This is a genomic window from Cellulomonas sp. 73-92 (assembly GCF_001898175.1).
In the GTDB taxonomy this organism is placed as follows: Bacteria; Actinomycetota; Actinomycetes; order Actinomycetales; family Cellulomonadaceae; genus Cellulomonas.
The window spans coordinates 33,384-55,428 of sequence record NZ_MKTH01000024.1 but is presented as its reverse complement, the minus strand read 5'-3'; the positions used below and the strand labels follow the sequence as shown (position 1 = coordinate 55,428).

At 74.0% G+C, this 22,045-nt stretch carries 22 protein-coding genes, 1 tRNA gene and 1 other RNA gene; 13 read left to right on the top strand and 11 right to left on the bottom strand.

Annotation, left to right across the window (positions count from 1 at the left end; all coding sequences use genetic code 11):
- Nucleotides 1-269: 269 nt before the first annotated feature.
- Nucleotides 270-346, bottom strand: a tRNA-Val gene (locus BGO37_RS15530).
- Nucleotides 347-385: 39 nt separating this feature from the next.
- Between BGO37_RS15530 and BGO37_RS15525 the strand changes: the two genes are divergently transcribed.
- From BGO37_RS15525 to BGO37_RS15510, 4 genes are all read left to right on the top strand, one after another.
- Nucleotides 386-1,435, top strand: a complete 1,050-nt coding sequence (locus BGO37_RS15525; RefSeq protein WP_291756346.1) for a zinc-dependent alcohol dehydrogenase family protein — start codon at nt 386-388, stop codon at nt 1,433-1,435.
- A 118-nt stretch (nt 1,436-1,553) separates the two neighbouring features.
- Nucleotides 1,554-2,738 carry a Nif3-like dinuclear metal center hexameric protein gene (locus BGO37_RS15520; protein ID WP_291756345.1) on the top strand — a complete coding sequence of 395 codons (1,185 nt, stop codon included), beginning with the start codon at nt 1,554-1,556 and terminating at the stop codon, nt 2,736-2,738.
- Nucleotides 2,735-3,466 carry a C4-type zinc ribbon domain-containing protein gene (locus BGO37_RS15515; RefSeq protein WP_291756344.1) on the top strand — a complete coding sequence of 244 codons (732 nt, stop codon included), beginning with the start codon at nt 2,735-2,737 and terminating at the stop codon, nt 3,464-3,466. The genes BGO37_RS15520 and BGO37_RS15515 overlap by 4 nt, the downstream gene beginning before the upstream one ends.
- Nucleotides 3,463-4,176, top strand: coding sequence for a histidine phosphatase family protein (locus BGO37_RS15510; protein WP_291756342.1), 714 nt, complete (start codon nt 3,463-3,465; stop codon nt 4,174-4,176). Before BGO37_RS15515 ends, BGO37_RS15510 begins: the two co-directional genes overlap by 4 nt.
- A 46-nt stretch (nt 4,177-4,222) precedes the next feature.
- Here the strand turns inward: BGO37_RS15510 and BGO37_RS15505 are convergent, their stop codons facing one another.
- Together BGO37_RS15505 and BGO37_RS15500 are read right to left on the bottom strand one after the other, a co-directional pair.
- Nucleotides 4,223-6,769 (bottom strand): ABC transporter permease, encoded by a 2,547-nt coding sequence (locus BGO37_RS15505; protein ID WP_291756340.1) that lies wholly within the window; start codon nt 6,767-6,769, stop codon nt 4,223-4,225.
- Nucleotides 6,769-7,557 (bottom strand): ABC transporter ATP-binding protein, encoded by a 789-nt coding sequence (locus BGO37_RS15500; RefSeq protein ID WP_291756338.1) that lies wholly within the window; start codon nt 7,555-7,557, stop codon nt 6,769-6,771. Before BGO37_RS15500 ends, BGO37_RS15505 begins: the two co-directional genes overlap by 1 nt.
- A 194-nt stretch (nt 7,558-7,751) precedes the next feature.
- Between BGO37_RS15500 and rnpB the strand changes: the two genes are divergently transcribed.
- Nucleotides 7,752-8,130, top strand: an RNA gene (gene rnpB / locus BGO37_RS15495) — RNase P RNA component class A.
- A gap of 222 nt (nt 8,131-8,352) precedes the next feature.
- On the opposite strand, the gene BGO37_RS15490 is transcribed toward rnpB, so the two are convergent.
- On the bottom strand, nt 8,353-9,228 hold the full coding sequence (locus tag BGO37_RS15490) for an NAD(P)H-binding protein (RefSeq protein WP_291756336.1): 876 nt from the start codon (nt 9,226-9,228) through the stop codon (nt 8,353-8,355).
- A gap of 60 nt (nt 9,229-9,288) precedes the next feature.
- Here BGO37_RS15490 and BGO37_RS15485 point away from each other — a divergent pair, with 60 nt between their 5' ends.
- Together BGO37_RS15485 and BGO37_RS15480 are read left to right on the top strand one after the other, a co-directional pair.
- Complete coding sequence (locus BGO37_RS15485) at nt 9,289-9,888, top strand: TetR/AcrR family transcriptional regulator (protein ID WP_291756335.1); 600 nt, start codon at nt 9,289-9,291, stop codon at nt 9,886-9,888.
- Between the two features lie 413 nt (nt 9,889-10,301).
- The gene (locus tag BGO37_RS15480) at nt 10,302-10,901 is read left to right on the top strand and encodes a PilZ domain-containing protein (protein ID WP_291756334.1); all 600 of its coding nucleotides are present in this window, start codon (nt 10,302-10,304) and stop codon (nt 10,899-10,901) included.
- Here the strand turns inward: BGO37_RS15480 and ppgK are convergent, their stop codons facing one another.
- Together ppgK and map are read right to left on the bottom strand one after the other, a co-directional pair.
- Nucleotides 10,902-11,678 carry a polyphosphate--glucose phosphotransferase gene (gene ppgK / locus BGO37_RS15475; protein ID WP_291756332.1) on the bottom strand — a complete coding sequence of 259 codons (777 nt, stop codon included), beginning with the start codon at nt 11,676-11,678 and terminating at the stop codon, nt 10,902-10,904.
- On the bottom strand, nt 11,675-12,547 hold the full coding sequence (map, locus tag BGO37_RS15470; protein WP_291756331.1) for a type I methionyl aminopeptidase: 873 nt from the start codon (nt 12,545-12,547) through the stop codon (nt 11,675-11,677). The genes ppgK and map overlap by 4 nt, the downstream gene beginning before the upstream one ends.
- 38 nt (nt 12,548-12,585) lie before the next feature.
- On the opposite strand from map, the gene BGO37_RS15465 reads away from it, so the two are divergent.
- Together BGO37_RS15465 and BGO37_RS15460 are read left to right on the top strand one after the other, a co-directional pair.
- On the top strand, nt 12,586-12,795 hold the full coding sequence (locus BGO37_RS15465) for an SPOR domain-containing protein (protein WP_291756330.1): 210 nt from the start codon (nt 12,586-12,588) through the stop codon (nt 12,793-12,795).
- Nucleotides 12,796-12,873: 78 nt separating this feature from the next.
- Nucleotides 12,874-13,323, top strand: a complete 450-nt coding sequence (locus BGO37_RS15460) for a methylglyoxal synthase (RefSeq protein WP_291756329.1) — start codon at nt 12,874-12,876, stop codon at nt 13,321-13,323.
- Nucleotides 13,324-13,439: 116 nt separating this feature from the next.
- On the opposite strand, the gene panB is transcribed toward BGO37_RS15460, so the two are convergent.
- Complete coding sequence (gene panB / locus BGO37_RS15455) at nt 13,440-14,255, bottom strand: 3-methyl-2-oxobutanoate hydroxymethyltransferase (protein ID WP_291756328.1); 816 nt, start codon at nt 14,253-14,255, stop codon at nt 13,440-13,442.
- Between the two features lie 67 nt (nt 14,256-14,322).
- Between panB and glnA the strand changes: the two genes are divergently transcribed.
- From glnA to BGO37_RS15435, 4 genes are read left to right on the top strand one after another with little or no spacing between them, the layout of a single operon-like run.
- Nucleotides 14,323-15,660, top strand: coding sequence for a type I glutamate--ammonia ligase (gene glnA, locus BGO37_RS15450; RefSeq protein WP_291756327.1), 1,338 nt, complete (start codon nt 14,323-14,325; stop codon nt 15,658-15,660).
- Nucleotides 15,660-18,692, top strand: a complete 3,033-nt coding sequence (locus BGO37_RS15445; protein WP_291756326.1) for a bifunctional [glutamine synthetase] adenylyltransferase/[glutamine synthetase]-adenylyl-L-tyrosine phosphorylase — start codon at nt 15,660-15,662, stop codon at nt 18,690-18,692. The genes glnA and BGO37_RS15445 overlap by 1 nt, the downstream gene beginning before the upstream one ends.
- Nucleotides 18,693-18,746: 54 nt before the next feature.
- The gene (locus BGO37_RS15440) at nt 18,747-18,974 is read left to right on the top strand and encodes a type II toxin-antitoxin system Phd/YefM family antitoxin (protein ID WP_291756324.1); all 228 of its coding nucleotides are present in this window, start codon (nt 18,747-18,749) and stop codon (nt 18,972-18,974) included.
- Nucleotides 18,971-19,384: a type II toxin-antitoxin system VapC family toxin gene (locus tag BGO37_RS15435; RefSeq protein ID WP_291756321.1), complete on the top strand. Its 414-nt coding sequence runs from the start codon at nt 18,971-18,973 to the stop codon at nt 19,382-19,384. Before BGO37_RS15440 ends, BGO37_RS15435 begins: the two co-directional genes overlap by 4 nt.
- A 40-nt stretch (nt 19,385-19,424) precedes the next feature.
- Here the strand turns inward: BGO37_RS15435 and BGO37_RS15430 are convergent, their stop codons facing one another.
- The 4 genes from BGO37_RS15430 to BGO37_RS15415 all read right to left on the bottom strand — a co-directional run bounded on the left by BGO37_RS15430 (nt 19,425) and on the right by BGO37_RS15415 (nt 22,026).
- On the bottom strand, nt 19,425-19,805 hold the full coding sequence (locus BGO37_RS15430; RefSeq protein WP_291756318.1) for a DUF488 domain-containing protein: 381 nt from the start codon (nt 19,803-19,805) through the stop codon (nt 19,425-19,427).
- 77 nt (nt 19,806-19,882) lie between these two features.
- Nucleotides 19,883-20,185, bottom strand: coding sequence for a DUF2249 domain-containing protein (locus tag BGO37_RS15425; protein WP_291756316.1), 303 nt, complete (start codon nt 20,183-20,185; stop codon nt 19,883-19,885).
- Nucleotides 20,178-21,392, bottom strand: coding sequence for a cytochrome P450 (locus tag BGO37_RS15420; RefSeq protein ID WP_291756315.1), 1,215 nt, complete (start codon nt 21,390-21,392; stop codon nt 20,178-20,180). The genes BGO37_RS15425 and BGO37_RS15420 overlap by 8 nt, the downstream gene beginning before the upstream one ends.
- Nucleotides 21,382-22,026 (bottom strand): helix-turn-helix domain-containing protein, encoded by a 645-nt coding sequence (locus BGO37_RS15415; RefSeq protein ID WP_291756312.1) that lies wholly within the window; start codon nt 22,024-22,026, stop codon nt 21,382-21,384. The genes BGO37_RS15420 and BGO37_RS15415 overlap by 11 nt, the downstream gene beginning before the upstream one ends.
- Nucleotides 22,027-22,045: the final 19 nt, after the last annotated feature.

Here is a 22,045-nt window from a genome sequence, read left to right as displayed (position 1 = left end):
GGTGTGGCCATGAGTACGCAGCAGGCAAGCGGCTACGTGATTCCCAGCTGGTCGCTCGGCGACCACTTCCGCAAGGCGCGGCTCCAGGTGGAGATGGGCCAGAAGGAGTTCGCCGAGTCGCTCGGTGTGCCCGCCGGTTCACTCGCCGCCTGGGAGACCGATCGCTCGCGGCCGCGGGATCTCGTGGCGATCGCGAAGCGGATCGAGATGCTCACGCACATCCCCGCGGCGTGGATCCTCGGCCTCGAGGTCCAGACCGGTCCTGGCGATGGTGGGCCCGGCCGGTCTCGAACCGACGACCTCCGCGGTGTAAGCGCGGCGCTCTGACCAACTGAGCTACAGGCCCGACGGCGGCGAGCCTACCGGGCGCGGCAGGATGGGCCCCATGCGCGCAACCCTCATCCACGGCCCCCGTGACGTCCGTCTCGAGCACGTCCCCGACCCCCGCGTCGAGCTGCCGACCGATGCCGTGGTCAGGGTGGTCGCCGCCTGCGTCTGCGGCTCCGACCTGTGGCCGTACCGTGGGGTGGCCCCGACTCCGGAGCCGCGGCGCATCGGCCACGAGTTCGTCGGGATCGTGGAGGAGGTCGGCGCGTCCGTCGCCGCTGTGCGGCCGGGCGACTTCGTCGTCGCGCCCTTCACCATCAGCGACAACACGTGCGTGCACTGCCGCAACGGCGTCCAGACCTCGTGCGTGCATGGCGGCTCGTGGGGCGCGGTCAACGACGACGGCCTGTTCGCCGATGGCGGCCAGGGCGAGCGCGTGCGCGTGCCGTACGCCGACGGCACGCTCGTGGTCGCGCCCGCCGTGCCGTCCGACGAGCTGCTGCCCGGCGTGCTGGCGTGCAGCGACGTCATGGGCACCGGGCACCACGCCGCGCGCTCCGCGCGCGTGGGGGCGGGGTCCACCGTGGTCGTCGTCGGCGACGGTGCGGTGGGCCTGTGCGCGGTCATCGCCGCGAGGCGGCTGGGCGCCGAGCGGATCGTCGCGATGAGCCGGAACCCCGCGCGGCAGGCGCTGGCCACCCGGTTCGGCGCGACCGACCTGGTGGCCGAGCGCGGCGCCGAGGGGGTGGCGCACGTCCTCGACCTCCTCGACGGCGTCGGGGCGGACAGCGCGCTGGAGTGCGTCGGCACCAAGGAGTCGATGCAGCAGGCGCTCGACGTGGCGCGGCCGGGCGGCCTCGTCGGGTTCGTCGGCGTGCCCGCCGGCGGGCCCGAGGTGTCGGTGCGGCAGATGTTCGGCACCAACGTCGGCGTCGTCGGCGGAGTGGCGCCGGTCCGCTCGTACATCCCCGAGCTGCTGGCGGACGTGTGGTCCGGTGCGATCGAGCCGGGCCTCGTCTTCGACCTGACGCTGCCGCTCGACGAGGTCGCGCAGGCCTACGCCGCGATGGACGAGCGGCGCGCGGTCAAGGTGATGCTGCGCCCCTGAGCCGGAGCGCCGCCCTCCGGCATCCACACCAGCCCCACGCCTTGCGGCGAGCCGAGCTGCAGAGTCGCAGCGGCGGCGGGAGGGTCCACGGCTGGCGCGGCGCCGGTAGGTTGCGGCTGTGACCGCGACCCCCACCCTGGCCGACGTCGTCGCCGCGCTCGAGCGGCGCTACCCGCTGCGGGGGGCGGAGAGCTGGGACGCCGTGGGGCTCGTCGTGGGCGACCCCGCGCAGCCGGTGCGCCGGGTGCTGTTCGCCGTGGACCCGGTGGCCGCGGTGGCCGACGAGGCCCTGGCCTGGGGCGCCGACCTGCTGGTGACCCACCACCCGCTGTTCCTGCGGGCCGTGCACTCGGTCGCCGCCACCACGTTCAAGGGCGCCGTGGCGCACGGCCTGGTCCGCGGCGGCGTCGCGCTGTGGGCCGGCCACACCAACGCCGACGCTGCGGCGGGCGGTGTCGCGGAGGCGCTCGCCGAGGCCATCGGCCTCGTCGACCTCGCGCCGCTCGTCGCGGCACCGCGGGAGCCGATGGACAAGATCGTGGTGATGGTCCCGGTCGGTCACGCCGAGGCGATGGTCGACGCGCTGGCCGCCGCGGGCGCCGGGGCGCAGGGGGAGTACACCCGCGCAGCGTTCACCTCGACCGGCGAGGGCACGTTCGTCCCGGGCGAGGGCGCACACCCGGCCATCGGCGCGCCGGGCGTCCGGGAGACGGTGGTCGAGGCGCGCGTCGAGATGGTCGCGCCGCGCGGCCGCCGCGGGGCCGTCGTCGCCGCGCTGCGCGCGGCGCACCCGTACGAGGAGCCCGCGTTCGACGTGCTCGAGGAGGCGGCGCTCGCCGCCGGCACCGGGCTGGGCCGCGTGGGGCGCCTCCCGGAGCCGCAGCGGCTCGCCGACTTCGCGGCGCGCGTCGCCGCGGCCATCCCCGCCACCGTGCAGGGCGTGCGCTACGCGGGCGACCCGGGCCTCGTCGTGCGCACCGTGGCCGTCCTCGCCGGCGCCGGGGACGGCGAGTTCGACGCCGTGCGCGCCGCGGGCGTCGACGCGTACGTGACGTCCGACCTGCGCCACCACCCGGCGTCCGAGGCGCGCGAGCGCGCGCTGTTCGAGGGGCGCGGCACCCCGGCCCTCGTCGACACCGCGCACTTCGCCTCCGAGTGGCCGTGGCTGGAGCGGGCGGCGCGGGCCCTCGTGGCCGACCTCGCGGCGGCGGGCACTACCGTGGAGGCCCGGGTCAGCACGCTGTGCACCGACCCGTGGACCGCCCGGGTGGGCGGCGCCCCCGACCGGAAGGACAGCGTGTGACCAGCGCCCCCCTCGCCGACCAGCGTCAGCTGCTCGTCGTGCAGGACCTCGACACCCGGCTGGACCAGATCGCGCACCGGCGGGGACAGGTGCCGGCCCTGGCGCAGCTCGTGGCGCTGGACGCCCGCCTCAAGGACCTGTCGACGGCGCTGGTGACGAGCCGCACCGCGGCGAACGACCTGCGCCGCGAGCTGGCGAAGGCGGAGGCGGACGTCGAGCAGGTGCGGGCGCGCACCAGGCGCGACCAGGACCGGCTGGACTCCGGGCAGGCGAGCGTGCGGGACACGCAGGCGCTGCAGAGCGAGATCGAGCACCTCGCCGGCCGGCAGGCCGAGCTCGAGGAGGTCGAGCTCGCCGTCATGGAGCGGCTCGAGGCGCACACCGCCGCCCTCGACGAGCTCGAGGCCGCGAACGCGGAGGTCGAGCGGCAGCGCGCCGAGGCGCAGGCGTCGCGCGACGCGGACTACCGGGCGCTGGACGACGAGGCCGCGGGCGTCCGCGCCGAACGGGCGAGCGCCGCGGACGGGCTCGACGCCGGCCTCATGAGCCTCTACGAGAAGCTGCGCGCGCAGCTGGCCGGCCGCGGTGCGGCTGCGCTCGTCGGGCGCCAGTGCCAGGGTTGCCGCATGGAGCTCAACCCGCTCGACCTCGAGAAGGTCAAGGCGGCGCCGGCGGACCAGGTGGTCCGCTGCGAGGAGTGCGGCCGGATCCTGGTGCGCACGCAGTGACGAGCACGACCTTCGTCTCGGGCAAGGGCGTCCGGTTCGACGACGAGACGCCGGTGACGGTCGTGCTCGTACGGCACGGCCAGACCGAGATGACGGTCGCGCGGGGCTACTCCGGGTCGGGCGAGCCGGGTCCGTCGCTCGACGAGACGGGCCGTGCGCAGGCGCGCGACGCCGCCGCGCTGGTGCACCGGATCGGCACCGACCTCTGGGACGACATCGCCTACCCGAGCCAGGTCATCGCCTCGCCCATGGTCCGCACGCAGCAGACCGGTCAGATCGTGGCCGAGCGGCTGGGCCTGCCGTTCTCCGTCGACGCCACCTTCCAGGAGGCGAACTTCGGCGACTGGCAGGGGCTGACCGCCGAGGAGATCGAGGCGCGCTGGCCCGGGCAGCTCGAGCCGTGGCACACGCTCGGGCTGGTGCGCCCGGCCGGTGGTGGTGAGTCCGTGGCCGACGTCGGTACCCGGGTCCGGGAGGGCCTGGTGCGCCTGCAGCAGCTCGGCGGCCCGCGCACCGTCGTCGTCGTGTCCCACGCGGTGGCGATCCGGGCGATGCTCGGCGTCACCATGGGCGCCAACCCCGGGTCGTGGAGCCAGCTGCGCGTGGCGCCGGCGTCGGTGAGCATCGTCCGGCTGTACTCCGACCGGCGCGACGAGATCGCGGTGGTCGGCGTCCCCGGCGAGGGCTGGTCGCAGGTCCCGCAGCACTGAACGTCCGAGCAGGCCGGGGGTACCGGCCTGCTCGGACGTCGCAGCACTACTCCTGGGAGACCGCGTCCAGTACCGGGAGCCGGGCGGCGCGGACGGCCGGCCACACGGCCGCCGCCACACCGACCGCGACCGCCAGGGCCAGCATGGACAGCAGGCTGCCCGCGGGGATCGACAGCTGCGACAGCCCCTGGTCGTGGAACACCCGGGGGAGGGCCGCCGCCAGCCCCACGCCGGTGACGAGCCCCACCACCGTGCCGCACACGGCGGTGAGCACGGACTCCGTGGTGATGGTCCCGGCGAGATGGAGCCTGCCGAGCCCGACCGCCCGCAGCAGCCCGATCTCCCGGGTCCGTTCGATCACCGACAGCGCCAGCGTGTTGACGATGCCCAGCACCGCGATGACGATCGACAGCCCGAGCAGCGCGTACAGGATCGCCAGGATCTGGTTCACCTGGGCGGCCAGCCCCTGGACGAACTCGTCGGAGTTCATCACCGAGACCACGTAGTACGGCTTGACGATCGCCGTCAGCTCGCCGCGCATCGCCCCGAGGTCCGCTCCGGGCGCCGCCACGACGGTGACGGTCGTGTCGGTCTGCTGCGCCACGGGCACGAGGCTGTCGAGCACGGCCGGTGACGTCACCACGCCGGCGCCGAGGGCGACGGAGCGGTAGAGGCCGCCGATGGTCAGCGTCTGCGTCGCGGAGGGTCCGGTGACGGTGATCCGGTCGCCGATCGCCAGCCCGTGGTCGGTGGCGTAGGTCGTGTCGACCACGGCCTGGCCGTGCGCCAGGGCGTCGGCCGCCGGCCCCTCCACCGTCTCCGGCGTCAGCACCGTGCCGAGCATCGCGGGGTCGATTCCGGCCACGCCCTGGGTCGTCGTCGTGCCCTTCGCCTCGACCGGCGCCTCCGCGAACGGCAGGCCGTGCACCGCGGCGACGCCCGGCAGGGCCTTGACCTTGTCGACCACCTCGGGCGCCACCGTGTCCGGCCACTCGGTGCGCAGGATGTAGTCCGCGTGCATCTCGCTGACGACGACGTGCCGCATCGACACCTGGGTGGAGGTGGCGAGCACGGCCGCGGCCCCGACGAGGGCCATGCCGATGGTGAGCGCGCCGGCCGTGCTCGCGGCGCGGCGCGGGTTGCGCACCACGTTGCCCCGTGCCAGCCGGCCCACCGGGCGCCACCAGGCGACCGCGGGAGCCGCGAGCCAGCGCACGACGGCGGGCACGACGATCGGCCCGACCACCAGCACGCCGACCACCGCCGCGGCGGCGCCGAGGCCCAGGAGCGTGCCCGCCCGGTCGGCGTCCGGCCGGACCGCCGCGACGACGACGGCCGCGACGCCGGCGACGACGAGCGCCAGGCCCGCCCAGCCGCGGCGGTGCAGCGACCGCTCGTTGACCGTGACCTCGTCGCGCATCGCCTCGACCGGAGGCACCACGGCGGCGCGGCGGGCGGGCAGGGCGGCCGCGGCGACCGACACCACGGTGCCGACGACGAGCCCGACGAGGATCGTCGACGCGGACAGCGGCACCCGGCTGGACAGCGTCATGTCCATCCGGCGCAGCAGCGCACCGATGCCCTCGACGAGCCCGAACCCGCCGAGCACGCCCACGGCCGACCCGACCAGCCCGACGACGACCGCCTGCACGACGATCGAGCCGAACACCTGCGCCGGGGAGGCGCCGACGGCCCGCAGGAGCGCGAACTCGCGCATCCGCTGGCGCACGGACATGGTGAACGTGTTGGCGATGATGAACGCGCCGACGAAGAGCGCCAGCACCGCGAACACCAGCAGGAACGTCGAGACGAACCCGAGCTGCTGGGCGATGGCGTCGTGCGTCTCCTGCCGCAGCTGGTCGCCGGTGACGACCTCCGTGCCCGCGGGGGCCACGGCCTGCAGCCGCTGCACCAGCTCGCTGGGGGACGTCCCGGGCTGCGCGTGCACGCTGATCGACGAGACGGTCCCGGCGGGCGCGAACGCCGCGCGCATCGTGGCCTCGTCGAGCAGGACGATCGTGGCGCCGGCCATCGGCGCGGAGAAGTCGGCCTCGCCGACGACCGTGACCTCGGTGGCCTTGCCGAGCACCACCAGGTGGGTGCGGTCGCCGATGTGCAGGCCGGACGACTCCAGGGTGTGCCGCTCGAGCATCACCTCGGAGGCGTTCGTCGGGCCGCGGCCCTCGACGTGGGTGAAGGTCGGGTCGTCGGCGTGGAACGGGAGCGCGAAGCTCGGCGCCTGCGTGCTGCGCACGGCGGTGCCGTCGGCCCCGACCAGCGTCACGGGACCCTGGATGTCGGCGTTGGCCAGCCGCACGCCGTCGGTGGCGCGCACCGCGTCCAGCGAGGACAGTGGGACACCCTTGCCCACGGCGCCGGCCGAGGTGAGGTCGGTCGCGCCGGTGCCCGTGGGCATCCGCACGTAGGCGTCCGCGGTGGCGGAGGCGCCGACGATCTCGTCGAACGTCGAGGAGAGCATGTTCCGCAGCGCGAACGTGCCGGTGACGAACGCGACGCCGAGCGCCACGGCCAGCACCGACATGACGAAGCGGGCGGCGTGCGAGGTGACCGCCCGGAGGCCGATGCGGCCCATCACTTCTCCTTCGGGAAGCCGTCGAGCTGCGCGAGCGTGGCGAGCACCGACGACTGCGTCGGCGACGTCAGCTCGGCGACCAGCTCGCCGTCGGCGAGGAACAGCACGCGGTGCGCGTACGAGGCCGCGCGCGGGTCGTGCGTCACCATGACGACGGACTGCCCCAGGAGGTCGACCGACCGCCGGAGGAAGGCGAGGACCTCGCCGGACGCGTGCGAGTCGAGGTTGCCCGTCGGCTCGTCGGCGAAGATCACCGACGGGCGGGCGACGAGCGCGCGGGCGCAGGCGACGCGCTGCTGCTGGCCGCCGGAGAGCTCGGCGGGCTTGTGGTTGAGCCGGTCGCGCAGGCCGACGGCGTCCACGACCTCGTCGAACAGGCCGCGGTCCACCGGGCGGCGTGCGATGTCGAGCGGCAGCGTGATGTTCTCCGCCGCCGTGAGGGTGGGGACGAGGTTGAACGCCTGGAAGATGAACCCGATGCGGGTGCGCCGCAGCTTCGTCAGCCGCCGCTCGGACAACGAGGAGACTTCGAGGCCGTCGACGACCACGGAGCCGCCGCTCGGGCGGTCGAGGCCGGCCAGGCAGTGCATGAGGGTGGACTTGCCGGACCCTGACGGACCCATGATCGCGGTGAGCTCACCGCGGGCCAGGTCGACGTCGATGCCCCGCAGGGCGTGCACCTGAGCCTCGCCGCTGCCGTAGACCTTCGTCAGGCCGCGGGCGGAGGCGATCGCGTAGGGGTGGGCGTCCGCCGCGCGGGCGGGATCGAGCTCTGCTGTCGTGGTCACGCGGCCATCGTGGCGGGGGCCCACAGGGTGGTGCATCGGGATCTACCCTGGGCCGTCCCTGATCTGCGAGGCGCTGACCTGCGGCGACGTCGGGGTCCGCACCCCCGGCCGAACGTCCCAGGTGTCGCGCTGGCCAGCGTGTCCGCCCCCGGTGCCCGGCAGCGCCCCGGACCCGCTACCCTGGGCGACGCGGATGAGCCAGCCAGGCGGTCGCGTCGGGTGCTTGCACCCGCCGAGGAACGTCCGGGCTCCGCAGGGCAGGGTGGTGGGCAACACCCACCCGGGGTGACCCGCGGGACAGTGCCACAGAGAACAGACCGCCGGACCCCCTCGGGGGACCGGTAAGGGTGAAACGGTGGTGCAAGAGACCACCAGCGCGCCGGGTGACCGGCGCGGCTCGGCAAACCCCACCCGGAGCAAGGCCAGACAGGGAGCGTTCGAGGGCGGCCCGCCCGAGCTCCCGGGTAGGCCGCTGGAGGCGTGCGGCAACGTACGTCGTAGATGGATGGCCGCCACCCGCGCGAGGGCAACCGCGCGCGGGCACAGAACCCGGCGTATCGGCTGGCTCATCCGCCCATAAGGGCTCCGCACGGAGTCCGCAGGAGCGCCGAGGACCGGGTCCACGGCTTCCCGGCCGGTCGAGGACCGCGACCGCCGTGGCGGCCTTCTCGTCCTGCCATCGGTTGGTCTCGTCGTTCGGGTCGATGAACGTGCGATGGTTCAAGCCGAGTTGCGCGTCACGCGGCAGCGCCTGCTTCGGGGGTGTCTCGTCGCCGCGCCGGTTGCGGCACCGACTCACTGATCCACCACGGCCGCGACAGCGTCGATGGCCGCTCTGGGCGCGCGGGCGAGGATGCTGGCGAGGTGCTCGGTAGGACTGCTCGTCCATCCGGCACGGAAGGATCGGTAGACGCTCAGCAGGATGTCGATCATCGGGGCTGGGACGCCCTCGTCTTGTGACTTCGCGGTGAACTGGTCATCGCTGATGGGTTGGTACTCAGTCGGTTGGCCGCTGATGGTGGAGGCGAGTCGGGCCAGGTCCGTCCAGTCGATGCTGTCACTGGCGGTGAGCGTGTAGAGGCGCCCGCCGTGCTGGTCGTCAGTGAGGACCCGGGCGGTCGCTTCGGCAAGGTCGTCGACGTGCGCGGGCGCGGTTCGCGCCTGCGCAGCCGGCGCGGCGAGGACGCCGAGCGCGGCGGCCTCGGTGACATCGCGTCCAACGGTCTGCGCCAGCCCATAAGTGGTGCGCAGGATCGTCGCCCCCGGCGCGAGCCGACGGAGCAGTGCCTCGGAGCCGGCGAAGTCCGAGAACATCGGAAGCAGATAACGGTCCGGATCGGGCCAGCTGAGGTAGACGATGCGTTCTATCCCTGCCTCGACGGCAGCCTGGATCGCGGCAGCGTGCTGCACGCCTCGCCGTTTGGTGGGTGTGCCGTAGTTGGTGCCGTTGATCAAGACCGCCGTCGCGTCCCTGAACGCCGCGCCCAGCGTCGCCGGTTCGTCGAAGTCCACCCGGCGAACAGCAACGTCGAACTCCTTGAGCTCGTCGGCTTCCTCGGGGTGGCGGGTGCCGGCGACGATCTCGTCGGCCGGAACGAGGCGACGAAGATGATCGAGAACGGGCCGACCGAACAGGGGACCGTTGGCGCCAGTGAGGACGAACACATGCACTCCCGTACGATGAATCGGATCCGGGTCGGCCGACCCGGCTAGGAGCACCGTATACGGGTCATGCGACCCGATTACCAGATCGAGAGGCGCCGAGCAGTGAATGACCGTGCGCTGCGCGCCGACGCGCGTGACAACCGAGCGAAGGTCCTCACCGCGGCGCGCTCCGCGTTCGAGGAACTCGGCCCGGAGGCGAATCTGCGAGAGATCGCCCGTCGAGCAGGTGTCGCCCAAGGCACGGTGCATCGGCACTTCCCCACGAAACAGGCGCTCTTCTCCGCGATCGCGGTCGACCGGCTGAAGGAACTGGCCGAACTGGCGCGAGCGCTCGACACCCAGGAGCCGCCGGGGACGGCGTTCCTGGCGTTCGTATCCAAGACGGTCGAGCAGGCGCGCCAGAACCGCTCGCTAGCCGCCGTCTTCGCCGGGGCCGGCAGCGACTCGGCCGTGCAGACGGCGGAGCAGGAGATGAGCACCGCGCTCGAGACGCTCCTTGCTCAAGCGCAAGCAGACGGGACCATCCGCGACGACATCGACCTCGCCGACGTTCACGCCATCACCGCCGCGCTGCTCGCCGTTGACGCCTATCCCGCCTCAAGCGACACCGACCGAAGCCGGCGCATCACTGTGGTGCTCGACGGGCTCCGACCGCGGCGCAGCTGAGCTCGACCCGGGACCGCGGGGCAGCAACCCGGAGGAGCGTCAGCGGGTACGGAATGCCAGCGCGGTAGATGTCACGAGGGACGATCCCGCACCACCCGGTCGTGTGAATGTTGGACATGGACGCCCCTCCCAGGGGCGGTGCCAAGCATGTGGTGCGCGGACTGCGAGTCCGCAGGGAGTCCGCAAGATGCTCACGGACTGCCAACGCTCCCCACCGGTCGGGAGGGGCATATTGCCTGGTCAGCCCCTCAATCCATCGCCGGCCACTGCCAGCAGACGCACAGGGACCAGTACCCGGCGCTTCGGCTGGCTCATCCCCCGAGCCACCGGGCGTGCGCGGCCGCGACGGCGGTCCGGAGTAGGCTGCCGCGCCGGGCACGGCGAGGTCGCCGGGGACTGCGCGAAGGAGCGGGATGCACGAGCTGGCCGGGTGCCGGCTGATGACGGCGGACGGCATGGTGGGCGGCCACGTCGTCGCCTACGCGGACGGCGTGCTGCGGCTGCACGTGGAGGCCGCCGGGCCGGTGCACGCCGGTGACGACCCCGTCGCCGTGGAGGTGCTGGACCCCGTGCGCGGCGAGTGCACGTACCGCGGGCTCGTCGCGAAGGTGCTGGGCACCGCGGTCGACGTCGTCGTCGTCGAGACGACCGGGCAGCGCCAGCGACGCTCGGCCGCACGCGCGGACTACCACGTGACGTGCGCGGCGGTCCTGGAGACCGGCGACGAGCCCGAGCGCGTGGTGATCACCGTGCTGGACGTCAGCGCCACCGGCCTGCGGTTCTCGTCCCGGCGTGACCTGGTGCACGGCGCGGTGCTCGTGGTGCACCTACCGGCCCCCACCGGCGTCCTGGAGCTGCGGGCCCGGGTGCTGCGCATCGAGGACACGCGCGGCGGCTACCGCTACGGGGCCGAGCTCCTCGACGTCGACCAGCGCACCACCGAACGGCTCTACCGGCTCGTGCTCCAGCTCCAGCGCGAGGAGGTGCGACGCCGCGCGGCGTCGCGCGGCTGACTACAGGGCCTCGGCCGCCAGGCGAGCGGCGCCGACGATGCCGGCGGCGTTGCGCAGGGCCGCCGGGACGATCGGCGTGCGCAGGTGGAGCAGCGGCAGGTACTCGTCGTACTTCTTGCTGACCCCACCGCCGACCACGAACAGGTCGGGGGAGAACAGCCGCTCGAGCTCGTCGAAGTACCGCTGCAGCCGCGTGGCCCAGTCGGCGTAGGAGAGGTTGTCGCGCTCGCGGGCCGCGTCGGAGGCCCGCGTCTCGGCGTCGACGCCGTCGACCTCGAGGTGCCCCAGCTCGGTGTTGGGGACCAGGCGGCCGTTGTTGATGAGCGCCGTGCCGATGCCCGTGCCCAGCGTGACCACCATCACCAGGCCCGGCACGTCGCGTGCGGCGCCGTACTCGACCTCGGCGTAACCGGCGGCGTCCGCGTCGTTGACGGCCAGCACCTGCCGGCCGGTCGCGGCGCGCAGCAGCCTCTCGATGTCGGTGCCGATCCACGACTCGTCGACGTTGGCCGCCGACTGGGCGACGCCGTGGCGCACCACCGCGGGGAAGGTCACGCCGATCGGCACGGACTTGCGGAGCCCGAACTGCGTGACGATCTGCGCGACCACCTGAGCGATGGCCGGCGGCGTCGCCGGCTGCGGCGTCGGGATCCGCACGCGGTCGGCGGTGAACTCGCCGGTGCGCAGGTCGACCGGGGCGCCCTTGATCCCCGACCCGCCGATGTCGATGCCGAATGCCGTCCGGCCCTTGGCCTTGGGACGCTCGTCGCGGCTCATGGCAGGGTCAGCACCTCCGCTCCTGTCTCGGTGACGACGAGGGTGTGCTCGAACTGGGCGGACCGGCTGCGGTCGGCGGTGACGACGGTCCAGCCGTCGTCCCACATCTCCCAGTCGGCGGTGCCGAGGTCGAGCATCGGCTCGATGGTGAACACCATGCCGGGTTCCATGACGGTGTCGTAGGCGGGTGCGGCGTCGTAGTGGGGGACGACGAGGCCGGTGTGGAAGGCGGGCCCGACCCCGTGGCCGGTGTACTCGCGCACCACGCCGTACCCGAACCGGGAGGCGTACTTCTCGATGACGCGGCCGATGACGTTGATCTGCCGGCCGGGGGCCACGGCCTTGATGCCGCGGTTGAGCGCCTCGCGCGTGCGCTCGACGAGCAGGCGGGACTCGTCGTCCACGTCGCCGACGAGGAACGTCGCGTTGGTGTCGCCGTGGACGCCGCCGATGTAGGCAGTGATGTCGATGTTGACGATGTCGCCGTCCTGCAGCACCGTCGAGTCGGGGATGCCGTGGCAGATCACCTCGTTGACCGAGGTGCACAGCGACTTGGGGAACCCGCGGTAGCCGAGCGTCGAGGGGTAGGCGCCGGCGTCGACGAGCACCCGGTGGCCCACCGCGTCGAGCTCGTCGGTGGTGACGCCGGGCGCGATGTGGCGGCCGACCTCCGCGAGCCCCTGCGCGGCGATCCGCGAGGCGATGCGGATGCGGTCGACCGTCTCGTCGTCGAACACGTCCGGTCCGGTCCAGGGCTTCGGAGCGGGACGGTCGACGTACTCGGGCCGGGCGATGGTGGCGGGGACGTGGCGTCGCGGCGAGATGCGTCCGGGGACCAGGGGGGTTCGGGTGGCATCGACCGGGGCCATGGTGTGCAGTCTAGGAGGGAGCCTTGGAGGAGGTTGCGATGCCGGAGTTCTGGTTCAACACGAGGACGGGCGCGGTGGAGGAGGGCCGGGTCAGCGACTGGAGCGAGGTGATGGGGCCGTACCCCACCCGCGAGGCGGCCGCCCGGGCGCTCGCCACGGCGCGGGCGCGGACCGAGGCGTGGGACCGCGAGGACCGTGAGGACCGCGAGTGGGCCGGGGGCGAGGACGGGGGCTCGTCGTCCTCCTAGCGCCGGCGCACGATCGGCGAGGCTCGCGCGAGTAGCGTCCCGCTCGAGAGCCCGACGGCCCGACAGGAGCGGATCGCCATGAGTTTCGTCGCCCACGACATCGCGCTGGTCGCGCACGACAACAAGAAGGTCGACCTGCTGCGCTGGGCCGAGTTCAACCGCGGCACCCTGCTGCGGCACCGCCTCTACGCCACCGGCACCACCGGCACGATGCTCGAGTACGAGCTGGGCCTGCCCGTGACCCGGCTGCTGTCCGGGCCGGTCGGCGGCGACCAGCAGGTCGGCGCCAAGATCGCCGAGGGCATCATCGACATGCTCGTCTTCTTCTGGGACCCGCTCGAGCCCCAGCCGCACGACCCGGACGTCAAGGCGCTGCTGCGCATCGGGGCCGTGTGGAACGTGCCGATGGCCTGCAACTCGGCGACGGCCGACATGCTCATCTCCAGCCCCGTCATGGGCCAGGAGTGGCAGCACAACCGTCCCGAGTTCACGCCCCGCGGCTGGGACGGCTCAGCGCCGACCGCCTGACCGCGCCCCCCGGCTCTTCATTTTCCTGAAGTTCCGGGCGTGAATCGCGACCGATTCGTCAGGAAAATGAAAGTTGCGGGGTTTGGGGGAAAGGGGAAGGGGGCAGGGGGGGCAGGTCAGGCGCCGAAGGAGTGGGAGTCGTCGGGGAAGGTGCCGGCGCGGACCTCGTCGGCGTAGGCCTTCGCCGCGGCGGCCAGTGCCGCACCGACCTCGCCGAACCGCTTGGAGAAGCGCGGCGACCAGTCGGTCATGCCGGCCATGTCCACCCAGACCAGCACCTGGCCGTCGCAGCCGGCGCCCGCGCCGATGCCGATGGTCGGCACCCCGACGATCTCCGTGACCTCCTTGGCCAGCGGCGCGGGGACCATCTCGAGCACGATCGCCACGGCGCCGGCCTCGGCGATCGCCAGCGCGTCCTCGCGGAGCCGCAGCGACGCCTCCTCGCCCCGGCCCTGCACCCGTGGGCCGCCGAGCAGGTTCTCCGACTGCGGCGTGTAGCCCAGGTGCCCGACCACGGGGATGCCGGCATCCGTCAGCGCGCGCACCTGCCGCGCGACCCGGCGGCCGCCCTCGAACTTCACCGCCGCGACGCCGGTCTCCTTCATCACCCGGACCGCCGAGGCGAGCGCCTGCTCCGGCCCCGCCTCGTACGTGCCGAAGGGCAGGTCGGCGACGACGAAGGCGTGCCTCGCCGCGCCGGCGACCGCGCGGGCCGCGACGAGCATCTCGTCGAGGGTCACCGGCAGCGTCGTGCCGTAGCCGTGCATGGTGTTCCCCATCGAGTCGCCGACGAGGAGCATGTCGACGCCCGCCTCGTCGAAGATCCGCGCGGTCACCGCGTCGTAGGCGGTGAGCATGACGAGCTTGTCGCCCTTGTCCTTGGCCGCCTGCAGGTGGTGCACGCGCACGCGCTTCGGTGCGTCACTGGTCATGGGATCGAGCCTAGCCACGCGCGGCGCGGGGTCCTCCCATGGCCGCCGATCCGGCAGGATGTACGCCATGGACAGGCAGCAGGAGTTCGTGCTCCGCACCGTCGAGGAACGGGACATCCGGTTCGTCCGCCTGTGGTTCACCGACGTGCTCGGGATCCTCAAGTCGGTCGCCGTCGCCCCGGCCGAGCTAGAGCAGGCCTTCGCCGAGGGCATCGGGTTCGACGGCTCGTCCATCGAGGGCCTCACCCGGGTCTACGAGGCCGACATGATCGCCCGCCCCGACCCGTCCACGTTCCAGGTGCTGCCGTGGCGCGGCGAGCGGCACGGCACCGCGCGCATGTTCTGCGACCTGCTGACGCCCGACGGCGAGCCGTCGCTCGCGGACAGCCGCCAGGTGCTCAAGCGCGCGCTGGACAAGGCCAGCGACCAGGGGTTCACCTTCTACACGCACCCCGAGGTGGAGTTCTACCTGTTCGAGGCGCCGGCCGACCCGACGAAGGAGCTCGTGCCCGTCGACCAGGGCGGCTACTTCGACCACGTGCCGCGCGGCACGGCGCACGATTTCCGGCGCGCCGCCATCACGATGCTCGAGTCGATGGGCATCTCCGTGGAGTTCTCCCACCACGAGGCGGGCCCGGGCCAGAACGAGATCGACCTGCGCTACGCCGACGCCCTGACCACCGCGGACAACATCATGACGTTCCGCACGGTGGTCAAGGAGGTAGCCCTCGAGCAGGGCGTCTTCGCGTCGTTCATGCCCAAGCCGCTGTCGGACCGGCCCGGGTCCGGCATGCACACCCACCTGTCCCTGTTCCAGGGCGACAAGAACGCGTTCCACGAGCCGGGCGCCGACCTGGAGCTGTCCAAGGTGGGACGCCAGTTCATCGCGGGCCTGCTGCACCACGCGCCGGAGATCACCGCCGTCACCAACCAGTTCGTCAACTCGTACAAGCGGCTGTGGGGCGGCGCGGAGGCGCCGAGCTATGTCTGCTGGGGTCACAACAACCGGTCGGCCCTCGTGCGCGTGCCGATGTACAAGCCCGGCAAGGGCAACTCCAGCCGGGTCGAGTACCGCGCGCTGGACTCGGCCGCCAACCCCTACCTGGCCTTCGCGGTCCTGCTGGCGGCCGGCCTGTCGGGCATCGAGCACGGGTACGAGCTGCCGGAGGGCGCCGACGACGACGTCTGGGAGCTCACCGACGCCGAGCGCCGCGCGCTGGGCATCGAGCCGCTGCCGACGTCGCTGGAGTCCGCGCTCGAGGCGATGGAGAAGTCGGAGCTGGTCGCCGAGGCGCTCGGCGAGCACGTGTTCGACTACTTCCTGAAGAACAAGAGCCAGGAGTGGCGTGAGTACCGCTCGCAGGTGACGCCCTTCGAGCTGCAGCGGTTCCTCCCGCTGGTCTGATGGCGGGCCGGGGCGCGACGCTGGCGGGGCGGCTGTCCCGCGCCGGCGTGGCCGACGTCGACCGCGCCGAGCGCCTGCTGGCCGACGCCGACCTGGGCGCGGTGCTCCCGGACGGGCCCGACGAGCTCGTCGGCGCCCTCGCGGACATCGCGGACCCCGACGAGGCGCTGCTCACCCTGACGAAGCTCGCGGCCGCGGTGCGCGGGCACGACGAGCTCGTCGGGCTGCTGGCCGGCGCGCTGGCCGACGAGGGCCCCGCCCGGGACCGGCTGCTGCGGGTGGCCGGCGCCTCGATCGCGCTCGGCCAGACGCTCGTCGCGCACCCCGAGACGCTGCGGGTGGTGCTCGACGAGACGCCGGGCACCGGGGTCGACGTCCGTGAGGTCCGGGCGGAGCTGCTGCGCGCCGTGGGTGCCGACCCGCACGCGGTGACGCCGGTCGCCACCGTGACGGGGGCGGCGGGGATCGACGCGATGCGCCGCGCCTACCGCGCGCGGCTGCTGCGGGTCGCCGCGACCGACCTGGTCGCCCCGGATCCGTTGAGCCGGATGCCGGGCGTCGCCGCCGCGCTGGCCGACCTGGCGGGGGCCGCGCTCGAGGCCGGGCTGGCGCTGGCGCGGGCCGAGCAGCCGGACGGCGGCGCCGGCGTCCGGCTCGCCGTCATCGGCATGGGCAAGGGCGGCGGGCGCGAGCTCAACTACGTGTCCGACGTCGACGTCGTCTACGTCGTCGAGCCGGCCGAGGGCACGAGCGAGGCGGACGCGCTGGCCGTGGGCGCTCGTCTGGCCACCGGCCTGGCCAGGGCCTGCTCGACCCCGTCCGGCGAGCCCGCGCTGTGGCCCGTCGACGCGGCGCTGCGGCCGGAGGGCAAGGACGGGCCGCTCGTGCGGACCCTGGAGAGCCACCGCGCCTACTACGAGCGCTGGGCCCGCACGTGGGAGTTCCAGGCGCTGCTCAAGGCGCGGCCGCTGGCGGGGGACGCCGCGCTGGGGCGCGCCTACGTCGAGATGGCGCAGCCCTTCGTGTGGGCCGCCGTCGGGCGGGAGAACTTCGTCGAGGACGCCCAGGCGATGCGCCGGCGCGTCGAGCAGCACGTGCCGCTGGATCAGGCGGACCGGCAGATCAAGCTCGGCGTCGGCGGCCTGCGCGACGTGGAGTTCACCGTGCAGCTGCTCCAGCTGGTGCACGGCCGCGCCGACGAGTCCATCCGTTCGGGGTCGACGCTCACCGCGCTGGCGGCGCTGGCGGCCGGCGGCTACGTGGGCCGCGACCACGCCGCGCAGCTGTCCACCTGCTACCGGTTCCTGCGCCTGCTCGAGCACCGGATCCAGATGTGGCGCATGCAGCGCAGCCACCTCATGCCGACGGCGGAGGCGGACCTGCGACGGCTGGCGCGCTCGGTCGGGATGCGTGCCGAGGGGCCGGAAGGGCTCGTCGAGCGCTGGCGGGCGGTGCGCCGGGACGTGCGCCGGCTGCACGAGGAGCTGTTCTACCGTCCGCTGCTGCCGGCCACCGCCCGCCTCTCGGAGGCCGACGTGTCGCTCGCCCCCGAGGCGGCGCGCCAGCGCCTGGCGGCGATCGGCTACCGCGACCCGGCGGGCGCCACCCGGCACATCGCGGCGCTCACCGAGGGGCTGTCGCGGCGGGCGGCCATCCAGCGCCAGCTGCTGCCGGTGATGCTCGGCTGGTTCGCCGACGGACCCGACCCCGACGGCGGGCTGCTGGCGTTCCGGCGGCTGTCCGAGGAGCTGGGCAGCACCCACTGGTACCTCAAGCTGCTGCGGGACTCCGGCACGGCGGCCGAGCGGCTGGCGCGCGTGCTCTCCACGTCGCGCTACGTCGCCGACGCGCTCACCCGGTCGCCGGAGTCCGTCACGTGGCTCGACGACGACGAGGAGCTGGAGCCGCGCGGCGCGCAGCGGCTGGCCGCCGAGGTGGACGCCGTCCTGACGCGGGCCGACGAGCCGGTCGCCGCCGTCACCACGCTGCGCGCCCTGCGGCGGCGGGAGCTGGCCCGCACGGCGACGGCCGACGTGCTCGGCGTCACCACCGGGATCCGGGCGTCGCAGTCCCTCACCGTCGCCGCGGAGCAGGTGCTGGCGGGCGCGCTGCGGGTGGCGCGGTGGGAGGCGCGTGCCGACCACGGGCTGGCCGACGACCCGGCGCAGGTGCTCGTCGTGGCGATGGGCCGGCTCGGCGGGGCCGAGGTCGGGTTCTCCTCGGACGCGGACGTCCTGTTCGTCTACCAGCCCCTGCCGGGCCACGACCCGGGCCTCGCGCACGAGTACGCGATGAGTGCGGCGACGCTGCTGCGGTCCCTGCTCGGGTCGGTCGGCCCGGAGCCGGCCCTGGCCGTCGACGCCGACCTGCGGCCCGAGGGCCGCAACGGCCCGCTGGTGCGCTCGCTCGACTCGTACGCGGAGTACTACGGGCGCTGGCGCTCGGTCTGGGAGGCGCAGGCGCTGCTGCGCGCCCGGCCGGTCGCGGGCGACGACGAGCTCGGCGACCGGTTCGTCGCGCTCGTCGACCCGGTGCGGTACCCGGCCGGCGGCCTGGCGGCCGCCGACGTGCGGGAGGTGCGGCGCATCAAGGCCCGCGTGGAGGCCGAGCGGCTGCCGCGCGGCACGGACCCCGCCCGGCACCTCAAGCTCGGGCGCGGCGGCATCTCGGACGTCGAGTGGACGGCGCAGCTGCTCCAGCTGCAGCACGCGGGCGCCGTCGAGGCGCTGCGCACGACGAGCACCCTGGACGCGCTCGTCGCCGCGACCGAGGCCGGCCTGCTCGACGCCGACGACGCCGCGGTGCTGCGCGAGGCGTGGGAGCTGGCCTCCCGCCTCCGCGACGCCAACGTGCTGTGGACCGGCCGGGCCGACGGTCCGCACGCCGACGTGCTGCCGCACGACCGCGCCGCCCTGGCCGGCGTCGCCCGGGTGATGGGCCTGCCCGCCGGCTCGTCGGCCGAGCTGGAGGAGCGCTACCTGCGCACCGCGCGGCGGGCCCGCCAGGTCGTCGAGCGCGCGTTCTACGGCTAGCTGTCCCCCAGGGCACGGATGTCTCACCGGTGATACGTTCGTAGCATGCGAACCGTGACAGTTCGTGACCTGCGCAATCGCGGCGGTGAGGTGCTCGCGGCGGTGGAGCGCGGCGACTCGTTCGTCGTCACCCGTGACGGGGTGGAGGTCGCCGAGCTGCGGCCGCTCCGACGGCGTGGGCTGTCGGCGGCCGAGCTCGTCGCCCGGTTCCGCCAGGCCCCGCGGGTGGATCCCGACCGGCTTCGGCGGGACATCGACGAGACCCTGGACCAGCGGCTGTGAGCCCGGACGCCCGCGGCCTGCTCGACACGAACGCCGTGATCCTCGTCGGGCGGCTCGATCCGGCGCTGCTGCCCGACGAGCCGGCGATCAGCACCGTGACGCTCGCCGAGCTGTCCGTCGGTCCGTTGGTCGTGGCGACCGAGGAAGAGCGCGCGCGGCGACTGCAACACCTCCAGCTGGTCGAGGCGAGCTTCGACGCCATCCCGTTCGACGCGGCCGCGGCGCGCGCGTTCGGGGGAGTGTCGGCCGCCCTCCGACGGAGGGGTCGCAAGGCCGGTGCACGGGCTCTCGACGCGCTCATCGCGGCGACTGCGATCGCCCATGAGATGCCGCTGTACACGTGCAACCCGGACGACTTCGAGGGCATCGACGAGCTCACGGTGCGAGCCCTGCCGCACTCCGACGCCTAGCGGCGTCGTCCATCGGGTGTCCTTCGTCGTGCGACGGGCGCTACCCGCGGCCGCGACCGGTCGCCAGTGCCTCGCGGAGGTAGTCGCGCAGCACGGCCGCCTGGTTGAGCTCGGGGTCGTGCGCGGAGAACAGGAGGGTGACGACGCCGTGGGTGCGCGCGAGGTCGAGCAGCTCGGCGACGGCGGGCTCGGATTCGAGCTCGGTGCGGTACCGGTCGGCGAACTCGCCGAACCGGCCCGGGTCGTGGTGCCACTCGACCCGCAGCGCGGTGCTCGGGGCGGCGTCCTTGAGCCACAGGTCGGCCGCGGCGCGCTCCTTGGTGAGGCCGCGCGGCCAGAGGCGGTCGACGAGGACGCGGAACCCGTCCTCGGGCGCCGGGTGGTCGTACACGCGCTTGATGCGGAACGTCGGTTCGCTCATGGCTACCTCACGAGGAGGAGGAAGGGAGCGGTGCCGGGACCCTCCAGGTTGGCCCCGGCACCGCCGTCAGGGAAGGTTCACGCGACGGCGCGCGTGACCTTGACGTGCCACTCGGTCGGGCCCTCGACCAGGTACTGGACCTCGATGGGCGCCCGCTGCGAGAGCTGGGTCAGCATCGGCACCGGCGCGTGCGGGGCGATGAGGACGATCGAGCCGCCCGGCGCGATCGCCTCGAAGGCACCGAAGATCGCGGCGTGCCGCACGGCGTGGGGGATCGCGCGCACGTCGAGGACGGGCGTGTCCTCGTCGTGCTCGTGGCAGCCGCACGCGTGCCCGGCCGGGGCGGCCGAGTCGTCGCGGATCTGGATGGGCTCAGTCATGCGTTGCTCCTCGGTGGGCTGGTGCCGGGGCGGTGCCCGGCGTGGGTGCCGGGGCGGCCGTGAGCCGCACCGACAGGTCGGTGAACCCGCCGGCGGGGTAGGCCGCGCGGGTCGGGGGCTCGCCGGGCCACGGCTCGATCCGTGACGTCGCGGCCAGCAGCTCCTCGACGAGCACGCGCAGCTCCAGCCGGGCCAGCGGCGCGCCCGGGCACACGTGGATGCCGGCGCCGTAGACCAGGTTGTCGGGCCCGGGGCGGCCGAGGCGGAACTCGTCCGGGTCGCCGAAGACGTCCTCGTCGCGGTCGGCCGACGCCCACAGCGCGGTCAGCCGGTCGCCGCGCTCGAACCGGCGTCCGGCGAGCGTGGTGGGCCGCGCGACGACACGGCGGCTGGCGATGAACGGCGGCTCCATCCGCAGCATCTCGTCGGTGGCCTCGGTGATCGTCACGGGGTACCGCCGCAGCATCTCCTGCACGTCGGGCCGGGTGGCCAGCAGGTGCACGACGATCCCGACGGACGCCGCGATGGTGCCGAGCTCCCCGACGGTCCAGTTGCGCAGGATTGAGACGAGCTCGTCGTCGGTCAGCGGCCGGCCGTCGACGCGCTCGCGCATCAGCCGGGTGGTCAGGTCGTCGGGGGCGTCGCCGCTGAGCGCGCGGCGCTCGCCGAGCAGCCCGGTGATGTAGCCGTCGAACTCGTCGGCCACCGCGGCCGCGGCGACGGGGTCGCGCGCCAGCGTCGCCGCGCGGTTGCGCGCCGTCCACGCCCGCAGCGGCTCCTCGAGGCGCTCCGGCCAGCCGAGGTACGCCGACTGCACGCGCAGCGCGAACGGCTCCGCCAGGTCGGTCATGACGGCGGCGCGCGTGTCGCGCGGCAGCTCGGCGACGAGCGTGGCCGCGATGGCGCGGCAGGCGTCCTCGAAGGCGCCGACGACGTCCGGCGTGTAGTAGCGGTCGACGATCGCCCGGTAGGCGGTGTGGGCCGGCGGGTCCATGCCGTTGGGCACCTGCAGGTGGCGGGAGACGTCGCTGGAGAACGTCTCGTGGTCCAGCGCGACCCGGAGCACGTCGGCGTGGCGGAACAGCGTCCACGCTCCCGACTCGTCGTGCGCCACCGGGCAGCGCGCCCGCAGCTCGTCGTACGCCGCGACCTGGTTCTCCAGCACGGCGGTCGACCGGGGGTCCCAGGTCGCGTGGTCAGTCGTCATGGCCCGGCTCCGGTGCTCGGAGGGTCAGCAGGCAGAGCTCCTGCTCGACGAAGGGCTGCAGCCCTACCAGGACATCGTCAGCGGGGGCCGCGCGGCGCGCCAACCCTTGCGCGAGCCCGAGGTGGACCCGGCAGACGACGTCCGGATGCCGCCTCGCCGCCTCCCGGAACGGGCACGCGTGCAGCCGGACCGTGTCGCCGGCGAGCTCGGGGGCGAACCCCAGCCGCGCGAACGTCGCGGCGATCGCCTCGCCCGCCGTCCCGGTCGGGGCCGGGAGCTGCTCGGCCCAGCGGCGCCCCGCGACGAGCGGTGCGGAGTCGCGGTCGGGGGACGCCACCGCGTCGGCCAGCGCCTCGATCATGCGGTCCCGCGCGCGGCCGGCGTCCAGCCCGAGGGCGCGGAACACCACGCTCGGGCGCCCGCGGCGCGCCGCGTGACGCGTCTCGCGCACGACGAGCCCGGCCTCCTCGAGCTGCTCGAGGTGGAACCGCACGGTGGACACGTGCAGCTCGAGGACGCCGGCCAGCTGCTGGGCGGTCTGCGCGTCGGCGGCGTCGCCGAGCACGTCCAGCACCCGCTGGCGGACAGGGGACGCGAGCGCGGCGTGGCGGCCGGCGTCCTCGAGCTCGCTCATGGATTGAACGTATCACTAT